This window comes from Alteromonas sp. RKMC-009, from assembly GCF_003584565.2.
Lineage (GTDB): Bacteria > Pseudomonadota > Gammaproteobacteria > Enterobacterales > Alteromonadaceae > Alteromonas.
On the sequence record NZ_CP031010.1, the window covers coordinates 938952 to 955167 of the forward strand.

The following is a 16216-nucleotide window of genomic DNA, read 5'->3' on the forward strand; positions in this document are numbered from 1 at the left end:
GCTTGCTTTTTAAGTATTAAAAGCATCGATTTTTATCGTTGTATTGTAAGAACGCTTTTCCACGAGGTTTACAATGAAAAAGCCTGCAATCAGGTTTCCTGTCAAACCACTGAGTCTGGCTGTACTGGCAACATTATCTGCCAGCATCGCGCCCGCAGTTGCTCAGGAAACCAATGACGAAGAAGTCATTGAAGAAGTGGTTGCCACCGGCACCCGCTTAAAAGGTACGGCGACTGCCGTTATGGAAGAACGTAAGAACCAGGCGTTTGTTGCGGATATCATGGGTGCTGAGCAAATCTCTCGTACCGGTGACTCAGATGCGGCATCAGCATTGCGTCGTGTAACAGGGTTGACCCTGGTTGACGGTAAGTTCATTTACGTTCGTGGTCTGGGTGAACGTTATTCATCTACCCAGTTAAACGGTCTGGCAGTACCAAGCCCGGATCCTACCCGTAACGTTATGCCTCTCGATTTATTCCCGTCTTCTATTATCGAAAGCTTATCGGTTCAGAAAGCGTATTCGCCTTCAATGCCGGCTTCGTTTGGCGGTGGTAACGTAGATATCCGTTTGCGTACCATTCCTTCCGATTTTGTGATGAGTGTGCAGGGCCAGTTAGGTTACAACTCCGATAACTTTGACGATGCCTACATGTACAATGGCGGCAGCGATGACTGGATGGGTAAAGATGACGGCACCCGTGCCATGCCTGCTGATATTGCAGCCCAGTATGCCAGCAAAGACTTTCTGGATGATTTAAGCCAGGAGGAATCTGTCGCGCTGTTTAAGCAATTAAACCGTGACTACGACCCTGTACTGGAAAGTGTTGACCCTGATATGAAAGGCAACTTCTCCATCGGTAACAGTTTCGATTATAACGACGACTGGCGTTTCGGTTTCCTTGTTGCTACCGGTTATGACCGTTCTACCAATGTGAGTGAAGAATACATCGGTGAGCAGCCACTGCGTAACGGCGATGAAATCCGTATGGTCCGTTACTACGACGAAGTGAACACTACAGAGAAATCTGTGAAGTGGTCTTCACTGTTTAACGTCGGTATCGACTATAACCGCCAGCACCGCGTGGATTACAGTGTTATTGTACTGAGCGATACCCGTGACCAGATCCGTGACATGATTGGTAATACGGCGAACATCACGTTGTCTGATAACCAGCGTGTTCGCAAATATGAAGTGCAGTACGAAGAACGTAAACTGTTCACCAATCAGATTCGTGGTACCCATACGTTCCCTGAACTGGGTTTCTTAGGGTTTGACTGGAAATACTCGTTGGGCCGTTCACTGCGTGACGCGCCGGGTAATATGGAAGCCCGCTTCCTGCTTGAAGACGAAAACCTGGATGGTATTTACGATCGTGAAACCGAAAGCAGCGTGAGTAACTCTACCGTTGCCGGACGTTATTCATTCCAGGGTCTTCATGACCGCGTAGAAAACTATGCCTACAACTTCAACTATCCGCTGATGGTAGATAAGTGGGAGATGGAATTTAAAGCGGGTGGAAATTTCCTGACCAAAACCCGTACTGCTGAAAACCGCCGTCTTGACGTGAGCACCCGTGCTTTCTCTGATACCTCATTGCTTACCGGCTATGAGTTTGACGAAGTGCTTGACGATGAAGCGCTGGACAATGCCAGCTACACCACACAGAACCTGCTACGTGACACCACCGTTGCCGGTGATGACTATGCCGCCGGTCAGAAAGTGGATTCGTATTACTTCGAAGCGGATCTGTTCTGGAACAACCTGTGGCGCTTCAGTGGTGGTGTGCGTTACGAAGACTTCCGTCAGGCTGTTGTACCTTTTGACCCCCGTACAAACCAGTTTGACTTAACTGATGATGCAGACCGTTCACAGCTGGCGTTTGCTGAAGCCGATTTCTATCCGTCTCTGGCAGTGACTTATTTCCTTGAGCAGGATATGCAGTTGCGTTTCAGCTACGGTAAAACGGTAGTACGTCCTGACTTACGTGAAGTGTCTTCCGCTACCTACATCGATCCGCTGACTGAAAACCCTGTGGGTGGTACGCCGGGTCTGGAAACCACGTCCATCGATAACTTTGATATTCGTTGGGAATGGTACCGTGAGGCCGGTAACAACCTGTCTGTAGGTTTGTTCTACAAAGACATGGATACACCTATTGAATCTGTTCAGTCACCTGCACAGGACGGTCCGCCGCTCATCCGTATCGCTAATGCCGAAACCGGTAAGATGTACGGTGTGGAAGTGGAGTTCCTGCAAGGGCTTGAGGTGATCGGTGACGGCGTATGGGACAACCTGTTCCTGTCCGGTAACCTGACGTTAAGTGACTCTGAGATCGAGCTTGATCCGGCAGCCATTGAACAGCAAACCGGTGTGTCTACATCTATCACTAATACTACGCGTGCAATGACAGGTCACTCTAAATGGGTAGTCAATACGCAGTTAGGTTACGACTCAGATAACGGCGAACACTCTGCATCTTTAGTCTATAACGTGTTTGGTCCGCGTATTCTTATTCCCGGCATCGACGGGTTCGATGACAGCTTCGAGCAGCCTTTCCACTCTCTGGATGTGGTGTACAAGTGGTACCCTGATTTTAATACCACTGTCACATTGAAAGTGCAGAATATGCTTGATCAGGAAAAGAAAATTGAGTTTGAGGACACACTCCTAAGGTCCGAAACCGTGGGAACGTCTTTCAGTCTGGCTTATCGCTATGACTTCTAAAATCAACTCAAAAAGAGCCGCATCAGCGGCTCTTTTTTCATCACCTCCCGTCGGATTATGACAGAGGAAATATGACAGTCATGTAATAAAACTGTCATAGAAAGTTCCTATCCTACGCGCAGAAATTTACGCTCGGTTAAATCCGATTCCTTTTAACAGTAAGGTTTGAATGTATGAAGCTTTTCAACTCGTTGCTGCTGGCGAGCGCCCTGACGGCCACTACCGCCATGGCACAAGACGATAGCGTCTTGAAACCCGTTGTCGATGAGGCTGCAAAAATCAATGAAAGTGCAGCTAAATCACAAGACAAAATCAACAATATCGCTGACCAAATCGATAATAAACTTCAAACGTTCAAAACGTTGAATAAAGAAATCGAAGGACTGGAAGTTTATAACAACCAGCTGCGCAAACAGATTGCCAACCAGGAACAGGAAATGGCTGATCTGAACGCATCAATCGACGAAGTTTCAGTTATCGAGCGTCAAATCACGCCGTTAATGATTCGTATGATTGACGGTCTGGAGCAATTCGTTGCCCTGGACGTGCCTTTCCTGGAAGAAGAGCGTGCCAAGCGTATCGCTGACTTAAAAGACATGATGGATCGTGCTGACGTGTCTGCCTCTGAGAAATTCCGTCGTGTTATGGAAGCCTACCAGGTTGAGATGGATTACGGCCGCACTATGGAAGCTTACACCGGTATCCATGAAATTGACGGTACAGAGCGTGACGTTGAGTTTTTACGTCTTGGCCGTACTGCACTGATTTACCAAACCCGTGACGCTGGTAAGCAAGGTGTTTGGAATAAACAAACACGTCAGTGGGAAGAACTGGACAGCAGCTACCGTACACAGATCACTAAAGGTCTGCGCATGGCGAAGAAACAGCTTGCACCAGACCTGTTAATGCTGCCTGTTGCAATCACGGACTAAGAGGTATTGACCATGTTAAAGCAGATTAAATTTTTAGCAGCTGGTCTTGCCGCTGCAACATTAAGCTTCGGTGCAATGGCAGAAAACGACCGCGCACTGGATCTTGATGCCCTGTTGAAGCAACTGGAAGAAGGCCAGTTCGCCCAATCACAACAGAATAAGCAACGTGAACAGGAATTCGCACAACAGCGTGCTCAGCAGGACCAGATCCTGGCTGATACCCGCAAGAAGCGTGATCAGGCGCTGGCGAATTCAGAAAGTCTGGAAACTCAGTTTGAAGAAAACGAATTTAAACTGGCCGATCTGAATGCCGCTCTGGATACCCGTTTAGGTTCTTTGAAAGAACTGTTCGGTGTACTGCAGCAGGTTGCCGGTGACACCAAGAGCAAATTCCAGAACTCTGTTGTTTCCGCTCAAATCCCCGGCCGCGCTGAGTTTCTTGACAACATGGCACAGTCAATGGGTAAGAGCTCAAAGTTAGCGTCTATCGAAGAGATTGAGCGCGTATGGTTTGAAATGCAGCGTGAAATGACTGAGTCAGGCAAAGTGACTAAGTTCGACACGTCTGTTGTTGAAGCCGGCGGCGAGAAAGTTAATAAAGAAATCGTACGTGTTGGTCCGTTTGCACTGGTTGCTAACGGTAAATACCTCGACTTCAACGGCATCACCGGCACAGTAGCTGAACTGGTTCGCCAGCCGGCTGACCGTTACGGCGATTCTGCACAGGCGCTGCAAAACTCAAACGGCGAACTGGTTGAGTTTGGTATTGACCCTACAGGCGGTTCTATCCTGGGTCTGCTGGTTCAGGCACCTGATCTGAAAGAGCGTGTAGAGCAGGGCGGTGAAGTGGGCTACATCATCCTTATCGTAGGTGCTATTGGTCTGCTTCTGGCGATTGAGCGTCTTATCAGTCTGACGCTGATTAACGCGAAAGTACAAAAGCAACTTAAGCGTAAAGAAATCAAAACTGACAACCCGCTGGGCCGTGTACTGAAAGTACGTGAAGATCACCCTAATGCGGATGTTGAAGCGCTGGAATTGCACTTAACAGAAGCGATTTTAGGTGAAGTACCAAAACTGGGTCGTAACCTGACCATTATCAAGATTATCTCAGTGGTTGCGCCTCTGATGGGTCTGTTAGGTACAGTAACCGGTATGATTAACACCTTCCAGGCAATTACCCTGTTTGGTACCGGTGACCCGAAACTGATGGCAGGTGGTATTTCTACCGCACTGGTAACTACAGTACTGGGTCTGGTTGTAGCAATTCCTATGACATTGTTATACGCCATGCTGAATACCCGTAGTAAGAATATCGTGTACGTGCTGCAAGAGCAGGCGTCTGGTGTTATCGCAGAGCGCGCTGAGCGGGGCTAAGCCATGATCGCATTTCTCGAAGCCATTCGTGATTTTACAGAGACAGGGGGCCAGGTTCTCCTGGTCATCGGTCTGCTGATTTTCATCATGTGGTTACTTATTCTCGAGCGTGCGATGTACCTGCTGATTTGGCACAAGAACTTTAAGAAACAGGCCGTAGCTGAATGGAAAGCCCGCAGTGATCGTTCCTCCTGGTTTGCTGAGCAAGTACGCCAGAAAACGATTTCTGCACTGACCATTCGTTTACGGGGCAGCATTCCGATTATTCAGGCGCTGGTGGCATTGTGTCCGCTGCTGGGTCTGATGGGTACGGTTACCGGAATGATTGAAGTTTTTGATGTAATGGCCATCTCCGGCTCGGGTAACGCCCGCTCTATGGCATCTGGTGTATCTAAAGCCACTATCCCGACAATGGCGGGTATGGTTGGCGCGTTGTCAGGCGTATTCGCCTCGACCTGGCTGAACCGTATGGTGAAGACCGAACGCACACACTTAGAAGACGCCTTGATTATTGATCGCAAAGGCTAAGCCTTTCTGTCAGGAACCTTATTATGAAGCAGCATTTTCAAAATCTGATTGACGAAGAAGAAGCCACAATTGATATGACGCCCATGCTGGACGTTGTTTTCATCATGCTTATCTTCTTCATTGTAACGGCGTCTTTCGTGAAAGAAGCCGGTATCGATGTAAACCGTCCTGAAGCGGCCACCGCAGTAAAACAGGATCGCGCTAACATTCTTATCGCGATTTCTGATACCGGTGAAATCTGGATCAACAAGCGTCGTGTTGACGTACGTGCGGTACAGGCCAACATCGAGCGTCTGCATGCTGAAAACCCGCAGGGTACTGTGGTGATTCAGGCAGATCAGAAGGCCACCACCGATACGCTGATCAAAGTTATGGATGCCTCCCGTGCGGCGGGTGTTTACGAAGTTTCAATCGCAGCACAAGAGCCTTAAGCCATGCCACGATTTATCATCGCATTTGTCATTTCGCTGGCGATTACGCTCGGCCTGTTCTTCTTGATGCAATCACTCATCAAGATGGGCGGCAGTGCGTTAACAGAGCCACCAAAAGGCAGTGTGCTTGACTTTGTGCGGGTGAAGAAAGAGGAAACGGTTGAACAAAAAGACCGTAAGCCCCGGAAGCCACCACCGCCAAAAGAGCCACCGCCGCAAATGAGTTCACCGCAAATGGATTCGCCTTCGCCTGACGCCAATGGTACGTCTATGGACTTCGGTGGTGATGTTGGCGCTGACGTAGCCCTGGACGGCGGCTTAGCACTTGAATCCGGAGACGGTGAGTATCTGCCTATCGTTAAAGTTGCGCCGGTCTATCCCCGTCGTGCATTGCAGCGTGGTATCGAAGGTTTCGTTATTGTGGAGTTTACGGTAACCAAACAGGGTACAGTGCGCGATCCGGTTGTTGTAGAAGCTAACCCTTCGGGCATATTTGAGCAGGCTGCGATGGATGCCGCCATGAAGTTTAAATATAAGCCCCGTGTTGTTAACGGTGAAGCGACTGAAGTGTCCGGCGTGCAGAACCGAATCACCTTCCAGATTGACGGGTAAGTACTATGAAGAATCATTTATCCAAACGTTTGGTTTGCGCTTTTTCACTGGCCTTAAACCTGGCAGTTGTACCCGCCGTTGTTATCAGCGCGCAGGCACAGGCTCAGGAAGTTAAAGCCAGCGAAAAGAAAACCCGCAAAGTACCGACTTTGCGTGGCAAAGTTTACGAACAGTTAGCCCGCGCTCAGGCGGCCGGCGATGAAGGAAATATTCCTGAAGCCATTGCCATCCTGGATGAGGTGAAAGGCAAAGACAGTTCGATGAACAGCTACGAAAAAGCCATGATGTATAACTTCTACGGCTTCATCTATTACAACGATGAGCAGTACGATAAAGCATTAGACAGCTTTGCGCAGGTGGTGGAGCAGCAGCCGATCCCTGAAAAGTTTGAGATGACGACCTTGTTCAGTCTTGCTCAGTTAAACCTGATGCAGGGTAACTACGACAAGAGTATTGCATATCTTGAGCGCTGGGAAGCATTGAACGACGGTGTCGTTCCGCCTAAGAATCTGATTTTAAAAGCTCAGGCTTATTATCAGAATAAGGAATACGCTAAAGCCGAACCGTTCATCACTAAAGCGATTGCTGATCATGAAGCTGAGGGCATGCTCCCTGATGAGAACTGGCTGATTCTGCAGCGGGCCATTTACTATGAACTGAAACAGCCTGAAAAGGTGAAGAATGTTCTGATTAAACTGGTGAAGTTGTTTGACGAGCCCAAGTACTGGATCCAGCTTGCCGGCATGTACGGTGAACTGGGTGAAGAACGCAAGCAACTGGCAATCATGGAATCAGCTTATCAGCAAGGTTACGTGGAATCGTCTGCCGACATCTTCAACCTCGCACAGCTTTATTACTATCACAAAGTCCCTTATAAAGGCGCTTTGCTGATGGAACAGGCGATGAAAGACGGTACGCTGGAAAAGAACCTGCGTAACTTACGTTTCCTTGGCCAGAGCTGGACCCTTGCCAAAGAGCAGGATAAAGCCATTCCGGTGATGCAGTCTGCCGCTGAATTGTCAGAAGACGGCGAACTGGATGCCCAGCTCGCACAGGTATTGCTGAATGCTGAACGCTGGGATGATGCCATTACCGCTGCTGACCATGCTATTGAAAAAGGTCAGTTACGGAATCCGGGTATTGTATATCTGATTAAAGGCATGGCACTGTACAACAATAAGCAGTACGCCAAAGCACTGGATCAGCTTGCTGAAGCTGAAAAGCATCAAAAGAGCAAAGCAATGGCACAGCAATGGAAGCGCTTTGTACAGTCTGAGAAGACTCAACAGGAAGCGATGGCTGAAATTTGATAAGTGTTAAATGCTAAGCCCGTTGCATGCCACACGGGTACAAAGAGGCCGGTTGTCCTGATAAAAAAGGGATAACCGGCCTTTTTTATGTTTGTAAGATGTCATTTTACTTTCATTTACATAGCGCATGTCAGCGACTATGCTCATGGCTCGTGATTCCGGCTGTCCGGCATAGTATTTATTCTGCGTGTTGCGGATTCATTCCTATGTATATGTTTGGTATACGTAGTTTTTTCTCCACCTGATGTATAGTTTTGTAAAGCGTGGATAGTAGCCCGTGTTAGTTAGCCGGGCTGTCTGTCGTCATGATAGCTGAATATGAACGGCAGTTTTTTGAAAGAGGGCATTTTGTCATGTCAGATGAAAGTATCATTAATGAAAACAGTTATAACCTGACGCCGATGCTTTATGACGTCCGTGGTTTTTTTATTCTGACCCTGGCGTACCGCAATACCTTATCTTCCCAGGTCCGTTTTTTTGCCGAAAACCTTAAAGGTAAACATCTTGAATGTGCTATCGGTACCGGTACATTCACCCAAATTTGCATGAAACATGCGCGAAAAAAACAGAAAGATCAGCCGTTTTCACTGGTAGGCGTAGATTATTCCAAAGCCCTGATGGGGGGCGCGAGGAAGAAGCTGAAAGGGGCTGAGCTGGCCATCGAAGATCTGAGAAATATGAGCTTCGAGGACGAAACGTTCGATACTGCGAATCTGCCAAACGGTTATCACACCATTGGCGGGATTGAAAAAGCCATGCATGAAATTGTCAGAGTGCTGAAAAAAGGCGGTACCCTCTACATGAATGTGCTGCTATATCCCGGTGAAGGGTTTATGAATAAAATCAGTACGAAGGTGAACGATTACGGACAATCTATTGGTATCCTTAACCGTCCTTACACGCGGGAAGAAGTGCTGGCCAGTTTACCTGAGTTCGGACTGCGTCTTGACAGTGAGCACATCAGCCAGAACTGTATTTTCCTTAAAACCACAAAAATCTGATATTCCCTTCCAACAAACCCGGCCAGCAAGCCGGGTTTGCTTTTAAAGCATCATTTCACTACAGTGAAAACTCACTAATGAACAAGGATGCTGTCATGAGTGGTCTTAAACGACTCGCACAAATCACACTTTTATCTTCAATGCTTTCAATGTCTGCTGCGGCTGATGAATTCAGTGAGGTCTACCGTGCGTTTAAGGAGGCGGTGGAAAAAGATGACATCGTACTGAGTACGGCGCTGGCGAAACAAGCCTGGCAGCTGGGTCAGCAAAAATACGGTGCTGACAGCGAAAATGCGGTGAAGCTCAGGCATTCCTACGCCAATATGCTCGCACAGCAGGACTATATGGATGAGGCTGTCAGCCAGTTCAAAGCTGTACTGGAGCAATACGATTCGCTGTATGAAGAAAACTCCCCTGCGTTACTGAATATGCACATCGATATTCTCAGTGCAGTGAATAAGCTTAAGGGCATGGATAAGGCTAAAGTCAGCTTTTCACAACGGCTGAGTCGTTACATCATTCTCAACATGGACGACATCCAGTTTAAAGATGATGCTCAGAAGGTTATGACGCATTACCTTGCTGCCACAGTAGTTATCAATTCAATCTTAGGAGTGACCAACAACGCAATATTGCGTTTCTATAAAGACAACCTGAGTATCGTTGATGGCTTTTGGGGGGATAAAGATTTACGGACTCTGGAATCCCGCTTGTTGCTGGGTTTGGTGTATGAGAGTTATAACCACCGTTCTGCGGCCATCGAGAATTATGAGATTGTTGCTGATACCTTCGACAGTAATCTTGATTTCTCCCATCCGTACGCATTGAATGCCCATGCGAAACTGGTCGGTTTGTATGAGAAGAAAGGAGAGTCAGATAAGGCTACAGAGCACTGCCGGGCGATAGGGAAAATGAAGCCGTGGTCAGATGATCAGGAGCCCGAGCCGCTTTATCGTGTAAACCCGGATTATCCGGTGTCTTATGCAAGGCGGGGTAAAGACGGCAGTGCAGTCCTGTCATTTACTATCGATGATGAAGGCTTTGTCCGTGATATTGAATTGATAGAAACTGACGGTGGCAGCATGTTTGGTACCGCAGCAATAAAGGCGCTGGAACACTGGCGTTATGCTCCCAGATTTGTCGGTGGTAATGCGGTTGCAACGAAATCGCGCATGGTCAGAATGGATTTTAAATTGGGTTGAGTGGGCTGCACAGGGGTTATTTCTCCTCCACAAATCCGGCGTAAAAGACTGATTCTTCATTCTCAGAAGAGGCATTATCCGCTTTTTCTTTAATGCTGATAATGTCATCTTTTATGGTCAGGAATTTCTCTGCCAGTGCCGGATCAAAATGAGAACCTGCGTTATCGCGGATGTAGTCAAAAGCGTCGCTGACGCTCCATGCTTTTTTGTAAGGTCTTATCATGGTCAGCGCGTCGAACACATCAGCGATAGCAACGATACGGCCTGACTCGGGAATATTTGTCCCTTTCAGTCCATTCGGGTAGCCAGAGCCATCCCAGCGCTCATGATGACTCACCGCCACTTCAGCAGCCAGTTTGAACAACGGTGAATGGCTGTTAGATAAGATATCGTGACCGATTTGAGCATGGGTCCGCATGATCACCATTTCTTCGTCTGTCAGCCTCCTGGGCGCTTTCAGAATGCTGTCGGGAATGCCTATTTTTCCCGTGTCATGCATAGGAGCTGCATGTTCCAGCAATCTGGCTGCTTCCACAGACCATCCCGTGGCAGTGGCCAGCCTCCTGGCATAAGCCGCCATCCGCCAGATATGCAGTCCCGTGTCGGTATCGTTATAGTGACCCGCTGCAGCAAGCATACTGATAGCACTCAACTGACTTACCTGAAGTTCTTTTGTCCGTTCCTCCACTTCCTGGCGGGTGACCCGTTGCTGATGGGCAAGTGAAATATGGGTCTTTACCCGGGCCAGCACAATGGCGGGTACAATAGGCTTGGCAATATAGTCCACTGCGCCGGCGGCGAATCCGCGCTCTTCATCTTCACCTTGCCCGAGCGCCGTGACAAAAATCACCGGGATGGAGGCCGTGGCCGGATCTGCTTTCAATCTCCGGCACACTTCCAGACCATCCAGATGGGGCATCATGACATCAAGCAAAATAAGATCGGGAGGGGCTTTACTGACAATTTTCAGTGCAATTTCCCCCGACGGTGCCACCTTTACCTGATATTGATGGATCAGTATATCTTTGAGAATATCAATGTTTGCCGGTTCGTCATCAACGATTAAAACACTAAACGCTTTCACTTTACGCCCACAGTTATTGCCCGTTTACTAATGGCTGCAAGAGCACAGCCGCAGCTTCAAAATCGTATTGAGATACTTTCTGTATTGCCTGTTGCAGCACCCAGCGATGGGGAGACTGCTGATGTTCACTATAGAGTTGTTGCAGGTTGTCCGATGCTTTTGCATCGTAGTCTTCCAGTAAGTTTAGTATAAATTGAACTTGTGACGTGAAATCCTGTTCATTTTCTTGTTTTTCCTCAACATTGCTCAGTGCATCCAGGCTGGCAACGACTTTCTTCAACGTCATATCCAGCTCTCCGGCAAGTTTGGGAATGGCGGCGTGAACCAGCTCAGCCGGAGTATCCTGCTGCAGCAGTGCGCCGAGCATTTTCTTCAGTGGCTTCGCGCCAATCGCTGAGGCATCTTTTCTGATCCCTGCAAGAATTTCCACCGGCACTGATGACTGTTGCTGCAGACCTTCAACAAGGAAGTCAAAGGGGGTATTTCCGCTGACACTGTATTTCCGGTAAAAACTCTGAAGCAGTGACGCATAGGGATCTTTTATGTCGTCGAAGTCATCGCCGGCGTGTTCTGCTTCGCCGGTATAAATCATGTAATTATCGAGAGTACGGAGTAGATCATCATTGCTTACCGGCTTGGTGAGCAAGGCACACATTCCGGAATCACTGATTAAATCTTCAATGGCAGAGGCATCTTCTGTGGAAGTGCAGATAATCGGGGTGGTCAGGCTGTTGCCAAATACAAGACTTTCAGCCACTTCCCAGCCGGGAATGTCAGGTAATTTATTGTTCAGAATAATGGCGTCAAAGGTCAGCTGTTTACACAAGGTGATACAGTCTGCGCCGGAAGAGACACTGGTAGCTTTAATGCCGGCAGAATTAAGTTGTTGGGACATTACGGTCTGACTGATGTCGTCGCTGTCAGCTATCAGTACATGTTTGCCGTTGAGCCTGCGCTCAACCAGGCCAATGTCGTCCAGTGAAGTGAAACCCGTTTGAGCGTCCTTAATCATTGCTCCCTGATTGAGGAAGTCGTGCATAGAACGCTGGGTAAACGGAAGTTGCATCACAGCGGCATCAGACAATCCGTGACTGATCAGAAGATGACGCATCTCCTCCTGATTGCCCGGGGTGAGGATGCGCAGGTGAGAATAATCCAGTTGTTTCGAGCGGAATGCCTCAGCCAGTTGTTTCATCCGCTCTTCCGTAATTTTATCTGCAACAACCAGCAGGTGGGTGGTTTGTTCCGGCAGAGATTCAGCACGGTGAGTTGTGCAGTGTTCATGAGGAACCATCAGCGTTGATAACGTTTTTTCCACCAGCCCCACTACCGGTAAAAGGGCATCGTTCAGACAGCAAAGGGTAAGAAACTGGTGGGCACCTAAAGGCGGCATAGTATTGCTGGTTCCGGCCAGAGGTAACACCAGATCAATACTGAACTTACTGCCTTCACCGGGAGCGCTTTCTACCGAAATGGTGCCGTTCATCTGTTCGACAAGGTGGCGCGTAATACTCATGCCCAGACCGGTGCCGCCGTATTGTCTGGATATAGACGCGTCGGCCTGAGTAAAGGGGTCAAACAGCTTTTTTTGATGGGCATCACTGAGACCGATACCGGTATCTGTAACGCTTAATTTAACCGATACCTGTTGTCCCTGACGGGGTTGTAATTCAACCGACACAATAATTTGACCCTGCCGGGTGAATTTAACGGCATTACTGACCAGGTTATTGAAAATCTGCATCAGGCGGTTTTCATCGCCCAGCAGAGGCAGGCTCATATCGCCGCCCATATCAAAAAGCAGTAATAACCCTTTGCTGACAGCTCTGTCCTGAAACAAATTCGACACTTTTTCCAGTAAATCGTCGAAGATGAATGGCTGAATATCTAAATCCAGCTTACCCGCTTCAATTTTGGAATAGTCCAGAATGTCGTTAATGATGCCCAGCAGAGTGTTGGCACTGTTGGTGGCCTTTTGCAGATAATCTTTCTGTTGAGTATTAAGAGGCGAGTTCAGCACCAGATGAGTAAGGCCCAGTACGGCATTAAGCGGCGTGCGGATTTCGTGACTCATGTTTGCGAGAAATTCGCTTTTCGCGTTATTTGCCCGCTCAGCCTGAGAGAAGGCATCCCGCATGGCTTGCTCAATATTCTTACGTTCGCTGATATTCCTGAACACACCGACGTGTCCCCGTATGTTACCCCTGTCATCCTCCAGTGGCACGGCAGTGATAGAAACCGGAAACATAAGCCCGTTCTTATGGGTGAAATAAGTTTCTTCTGAAAAATAAATTTCACCTTTCTTAATGGTTTGAATAAGAGGGCTTTGCTGTACCGGAATGAACTTTTTATCCGGTGACTGGAACTGCACGGTGTCGTGGAAACGTCTGTTTCTCAGTTCATCCATAGTCCAGCCGAGCAGGCGACTGGCTTCCGGATTAAGAAATTCAATAGTACCGCTGCGGTCAACAGCGAAAATGCCCTCACCGATAGAGTCGGTAATGCTCTGATAAAAACGCTGGCTGTCGGATATACGTTCCTCCAGCAGTTTCTGATGGGTAATGTCTGTCATGATGGCGACGTACCGCTCAGCTTGTCCGGCGTTGCCTTCGATTGGCACAATGGTGGAGGACACCCAGAATGTCTCGCCGTTTTTTCTCAGATTGTGCACTTCGCCGTGCCACACCTCGCCAGCCCGCACCGCGCGCCAGATTGGTGTATAGAAACTCTCTTCGTGATAACTGCTGCGGATAATTTCGAGGCTTTTGCCGTTAAGCTCCTTCTCTTCATAGCCTGAAATCTCACAGAACTTACTGTTGGCGAAGAGGATTTGCTTTTCATTATCCACCACCACAATAATCGCATGCTGGTCGATGGCACGGCGCTGAACTTCTACTTCATGCAGTGCTTCATTACGTTCTCTGGCGAGGTCAGCCATCAGCTCTGCCAGTCCGTTCAGTGAATCTGTATCTTCTGATAATTCCGGCTTGGCCAGGCCTTTCAGCAAGTCATTTGCCGCTATTTTCAGTTCCCGTACTGCCTGCTTTTGCTTAACCGCATCACGGCGGGCCAGCTCCAGTGATTCAGTGAGCTCCTGAGAGCTTAAACGGATACTGCGGTCGCGGATTTCCATGTCTCTTTCATGGGATTTGTAGCTGGTATCGACCCTGTCGACGAAAGGCATCAGACCCTGTAATAAGGTCAGAACCGCCGGTGGCAGTGAATCGTCAAGGGCATGCTCCAGCAGCGTATCAAGCCATTGTTCAGCCTCTTCAATGGTCTGAAAGCCCATGGTTTTCTTGATTTGTCTGAACAGCAACCTGTGCATCAGTCAGTCGTTCCGAAAAGCGTGACAATCATTGTCTGGTTATGCAATTTGCAGGGGCCCGGGGCCGTGAGGGGGCCAAACTCTCCGTTTGAATAGAATCCGCAAACCGGCAGGTTCTGCCCGAGTGCACTGGTTATGGCCTCTACTTCTTCTTCCACCTGATCGCCCATGACAATTTTGCGGGCTAGACAACTGACTACCAGAGCAAAAGCCGGCTTAAACTGATTTTCAACACTGAGACTGAAGGACTGCGCTGCATCTTCCACACCGCTTATCAGATCGTTTGTGGAAGCATGCATGAGCCTGAGATAGGCACCCTGTTCAATCTTTCCTCCCAAAATCAGGCTGCCGTCTGATTCGTTGACATCATAGAGTACGCGGAGTAACCCGGAGGGCTCGTCATAGCTGTCCATCATCTCAAGGGGAAAAAGTAGCCCTGATACGGGCAGGCGACTGGCTGAACGGCCCAGGTATTTTTTATAAATATCCAGAGCAGGTGTGCCGTCCAGTTCATACAAAATGTTATTTTCGCTGCGGGTAACCTGACGGATCGGGCCGAAAGACTGCCACCCTCCGATAACGGCCTGGCTGACGGCAAGATTGTCTCCGTAGAGTCCGGCTGCAACCACATCATGATCGCTGATCCCTTGCGGAGAGAGTGTAAAGGTCTGCACATAACTGGCGTTGTCACCGGCCATGCCACCACATATCAGTAAATCTGTTCCGAGCACGTGGTGTAAGCCGTCGAACATTTCACCGGGTACGAAGTCGATACCGCGGGTAAAAATAATAACGGCTTTTAAGTCGTCGCCACGAAGCGATTCGCCAAGGGCTTTACCGCAGTTAAAATAATCTTCTTCATGCACCTGACTGACGGCAATATGAGCAAATCCTTTACCTTTAAGATCGATGCGGGTGAAAACTGCGCTCTGTTCACGCACATCGCCGGCAGTAATTTCTCCGCTGGTACCACAACCTGCCACCGGTACGCCTGAGGCGATGATGTCAGTGAGCAAAGATGATGAGGAGAAAAATGCAGGGCTTGCGAATACCAGCAGTAAATCGCAGGGCGCTTTAATTGCCTGCAAAATAGCATCATCTTCCGTTTGGGTACTGCGAATAATGTGTTGGGTAACTTCCATGCCGCAACAACCGTGGCTAACATAAAAAATATAGAATAAATCTAGCGCGACCTTACGGGTAACGCCATAAATTTACTGAAATTTAATGCGCAGGATCAACCGGGACGGGACATCCGCAGGAAGACAAGTCCGCCAAGACAACCCGCCAGACATTGTAAAGCCAGGCCGGCAGCAGAACGGGCGCCGGCGATAAGTGTGACATGCATTACCGGGTACATGGCCATCAACAGAACCAGCATCGCCACGCCACCGGCCAGTGGCAGCAGCCACCTCAGACGGGTGAAGTTTCCTGTCAGCCAGCCGCACAGAGAGAAAGCGATAAACAGGGCGGCGGCCGTGGCAGAACCATACACAGGTAACAGACCAAAGATATCTTCGAATGTTGTTTGTAACCAGAGCGGGAGGGGAATGACCACGTCTAACCGGAGCAACTCAAGCAGTACCATTTGCGTATGGAAAACGCTTGCCAGGCAGTAACAAAGCAGCCAGGCGGGGAAAAAAGCCAGTGAAAACGATTTTGCAGTTGCTAACGGCATGTTGTTCA

General features: G+C 48.7%; 13 protein-coding genes. 9 read left to right on the forward strand and 4 right to left on the reverse strand.

What is annotated here, in order from left to right:
* The first annotated feature begins 73 nt into the window (after positions 1-73).
* The 9 genes from DS731_RS04085 (at position 74) to DS731_RS04125 (ending at position 10118) form a co-directional block, all read left to right on the forward strand.
* The gene (locus DS731_RS04085) at positions 74-2725 is read left to right on the forward strand and encodes a TonB-dependent receptor domain-containing protein (protein ID WP_119500127.1); all 2652 of its coding nucleotides are present in this window, start codon (positions 74-76) and stop codon (positions 2723-2725) included.
* 173 nt (positions 2726-2898) lie between these two features.
* The gene (locus DS731_RS04090; RefSeq protein ID WP_119500128.1) at positions 2899-3657 is read left to right on the forward strand and encodes a DUF3450 domain-containing protein; all 759 of its coding nucleotides are present in this window, start codon (positions 2899-2901) and stop codon (positions 3655-3657) included.
* Between the two features lie 12 nt (positions 3658-3669).
* On the forward strand, positions 3670-5034 hold the full coding sequence (locus DS731_RS04095) for a MotA/TolQ/ExbB proton channel family protein (protein ID WP_119500129.1): 1365 nt from the start codon (positions 3670-3672) through the stop codon (positions 5032-5034).
* A gap of 3 nt (positions 5035-5037) precedes the next feature.
* Positions 5038-5562 carry a MotA/TolQ/ExbB proton channel family protein gene (locus DS731_RS04100; protein WP_119500130.1) on the forward strand — a complete coding sequence of 175 codons (525 nt, stop codon included), beginning with the start codon at positions 5038-5040 and terminating at the stop codon, positions 5560-5562.
* A 23-nt stretch (positions 5563-5585) separates the two neighbouring features.
* Positions 5586-5993, forward strand: coding sequence for an ExbD/TolR family protein (locus tag DS731_RS04105; RefSeq protein WP_070123859.1), 408 nt, complete (start codon positions 5586-5588; stop codon positions 5991-5993).
* A 3-nt stretch (positions 5994-5996) separates the two neighbouring features.
* Positions 5997-6605 (forward strand): energy transducer TonB, encoded by a 609-nt coding sequence (locus DS731_RS04110; protein WP_119500131.1) that lies wholly within the window; start codon positions 5997-5999, stop codon positions 6603-6605.
* Between the two features lie 5 nt (positions 6606-6610).
* Positions 6611-7915, forward strand: a complete 1305-nt coding sequence (locus DS731_RS04115; RefSeq protein WP_119500132.1) for a tetratricopeptide repeat protein — start codon at positions 6611-6613, stop codon at positions 7913-7915.
* Between the two features lie 353 nt (positions 7916-8268).
* Positions 8269-8916: a class I SAM-dependent methyltransferase gene (locus DS731_RS04120; protein WP_161599091.1), complete on the forward strand. Its 648-nt coding sequence runs from the start codon at positions 8269-8271 to the stop codon at positions 8914-8916.
* A 95-nt stretch (positions 8917-9011) separates the two neighbouring features.
* The gene (locus tag DS731_RS04125; RefSeq protein WP_161599092.1) at positions 9012-10118 is read left to right on the forward strand and encodes an energy transducer TonB; all 1107 of its coding nucleotides are present in this window, start codon (positions 9012-9014) and stop codon (positions 10116-10118) included.
* Positions 10119-10134: 16 nt separating this feature from the next.
* Here the strand turns inward: DS731_RS04125 and DS731_RS04130 are convergent, their stop codons facing one another.
* The 4 genes from DS731_RS04130 to DS731_RS04145 all read right to left on the reverse strand — a co-directional run bounded on the left by DS731_RS04130 (position 10135) and on the right by DS731_RS04145 (position 16208).
* Positions 10135-11202, reverse strand: a complete 1068-nt coding sequence (locus DS731_RS04130; RefSeq protein WP_119500135.1) for a response regulator — start codon at positions 11200-11202, stop codon at positions 10135-10137.
* 13 nt (positions 11203-11215) lie between these two features.
* The gene (locus DS731_RS04135) at positions 11216-14530 is read right to left on the reverse strand and encodes a PAS domain-containing hybrid sensor histidine kinase/response regulator (protein WP_119500136.1); all 3315 of its coding nucleotides are present in this window, start codon (positions 14528-14530) and stop codon (positions 11216-11218) included.
* Positions 14530-15672, reverse strand: a complete 1143-nt coding sequence (locus tag DS731_RS04140; protein WP_119500137.1) for an FIST signal transduction protein — start codon at positions 15670-15672, stop codon at positions 14530-14532. The genes DS731_RS04135 and DS731_RS04140 overlap by 1 nt, the downstream gene beginning before the upstream one ends.
* Positions 15673-15767: 95 nt before the next feature.
* Positions 15768-16208, reverse strand: coding sequence for a hypothetical protein (locus DS731_RS04145; RefSeq protein ID WP_150154227.1), 441 nt, complete (start codon positions 16206-16208; stop codon positions 15768-15770).
* Positions 16209-16216 lie beyond the last annotated feature (8 nt).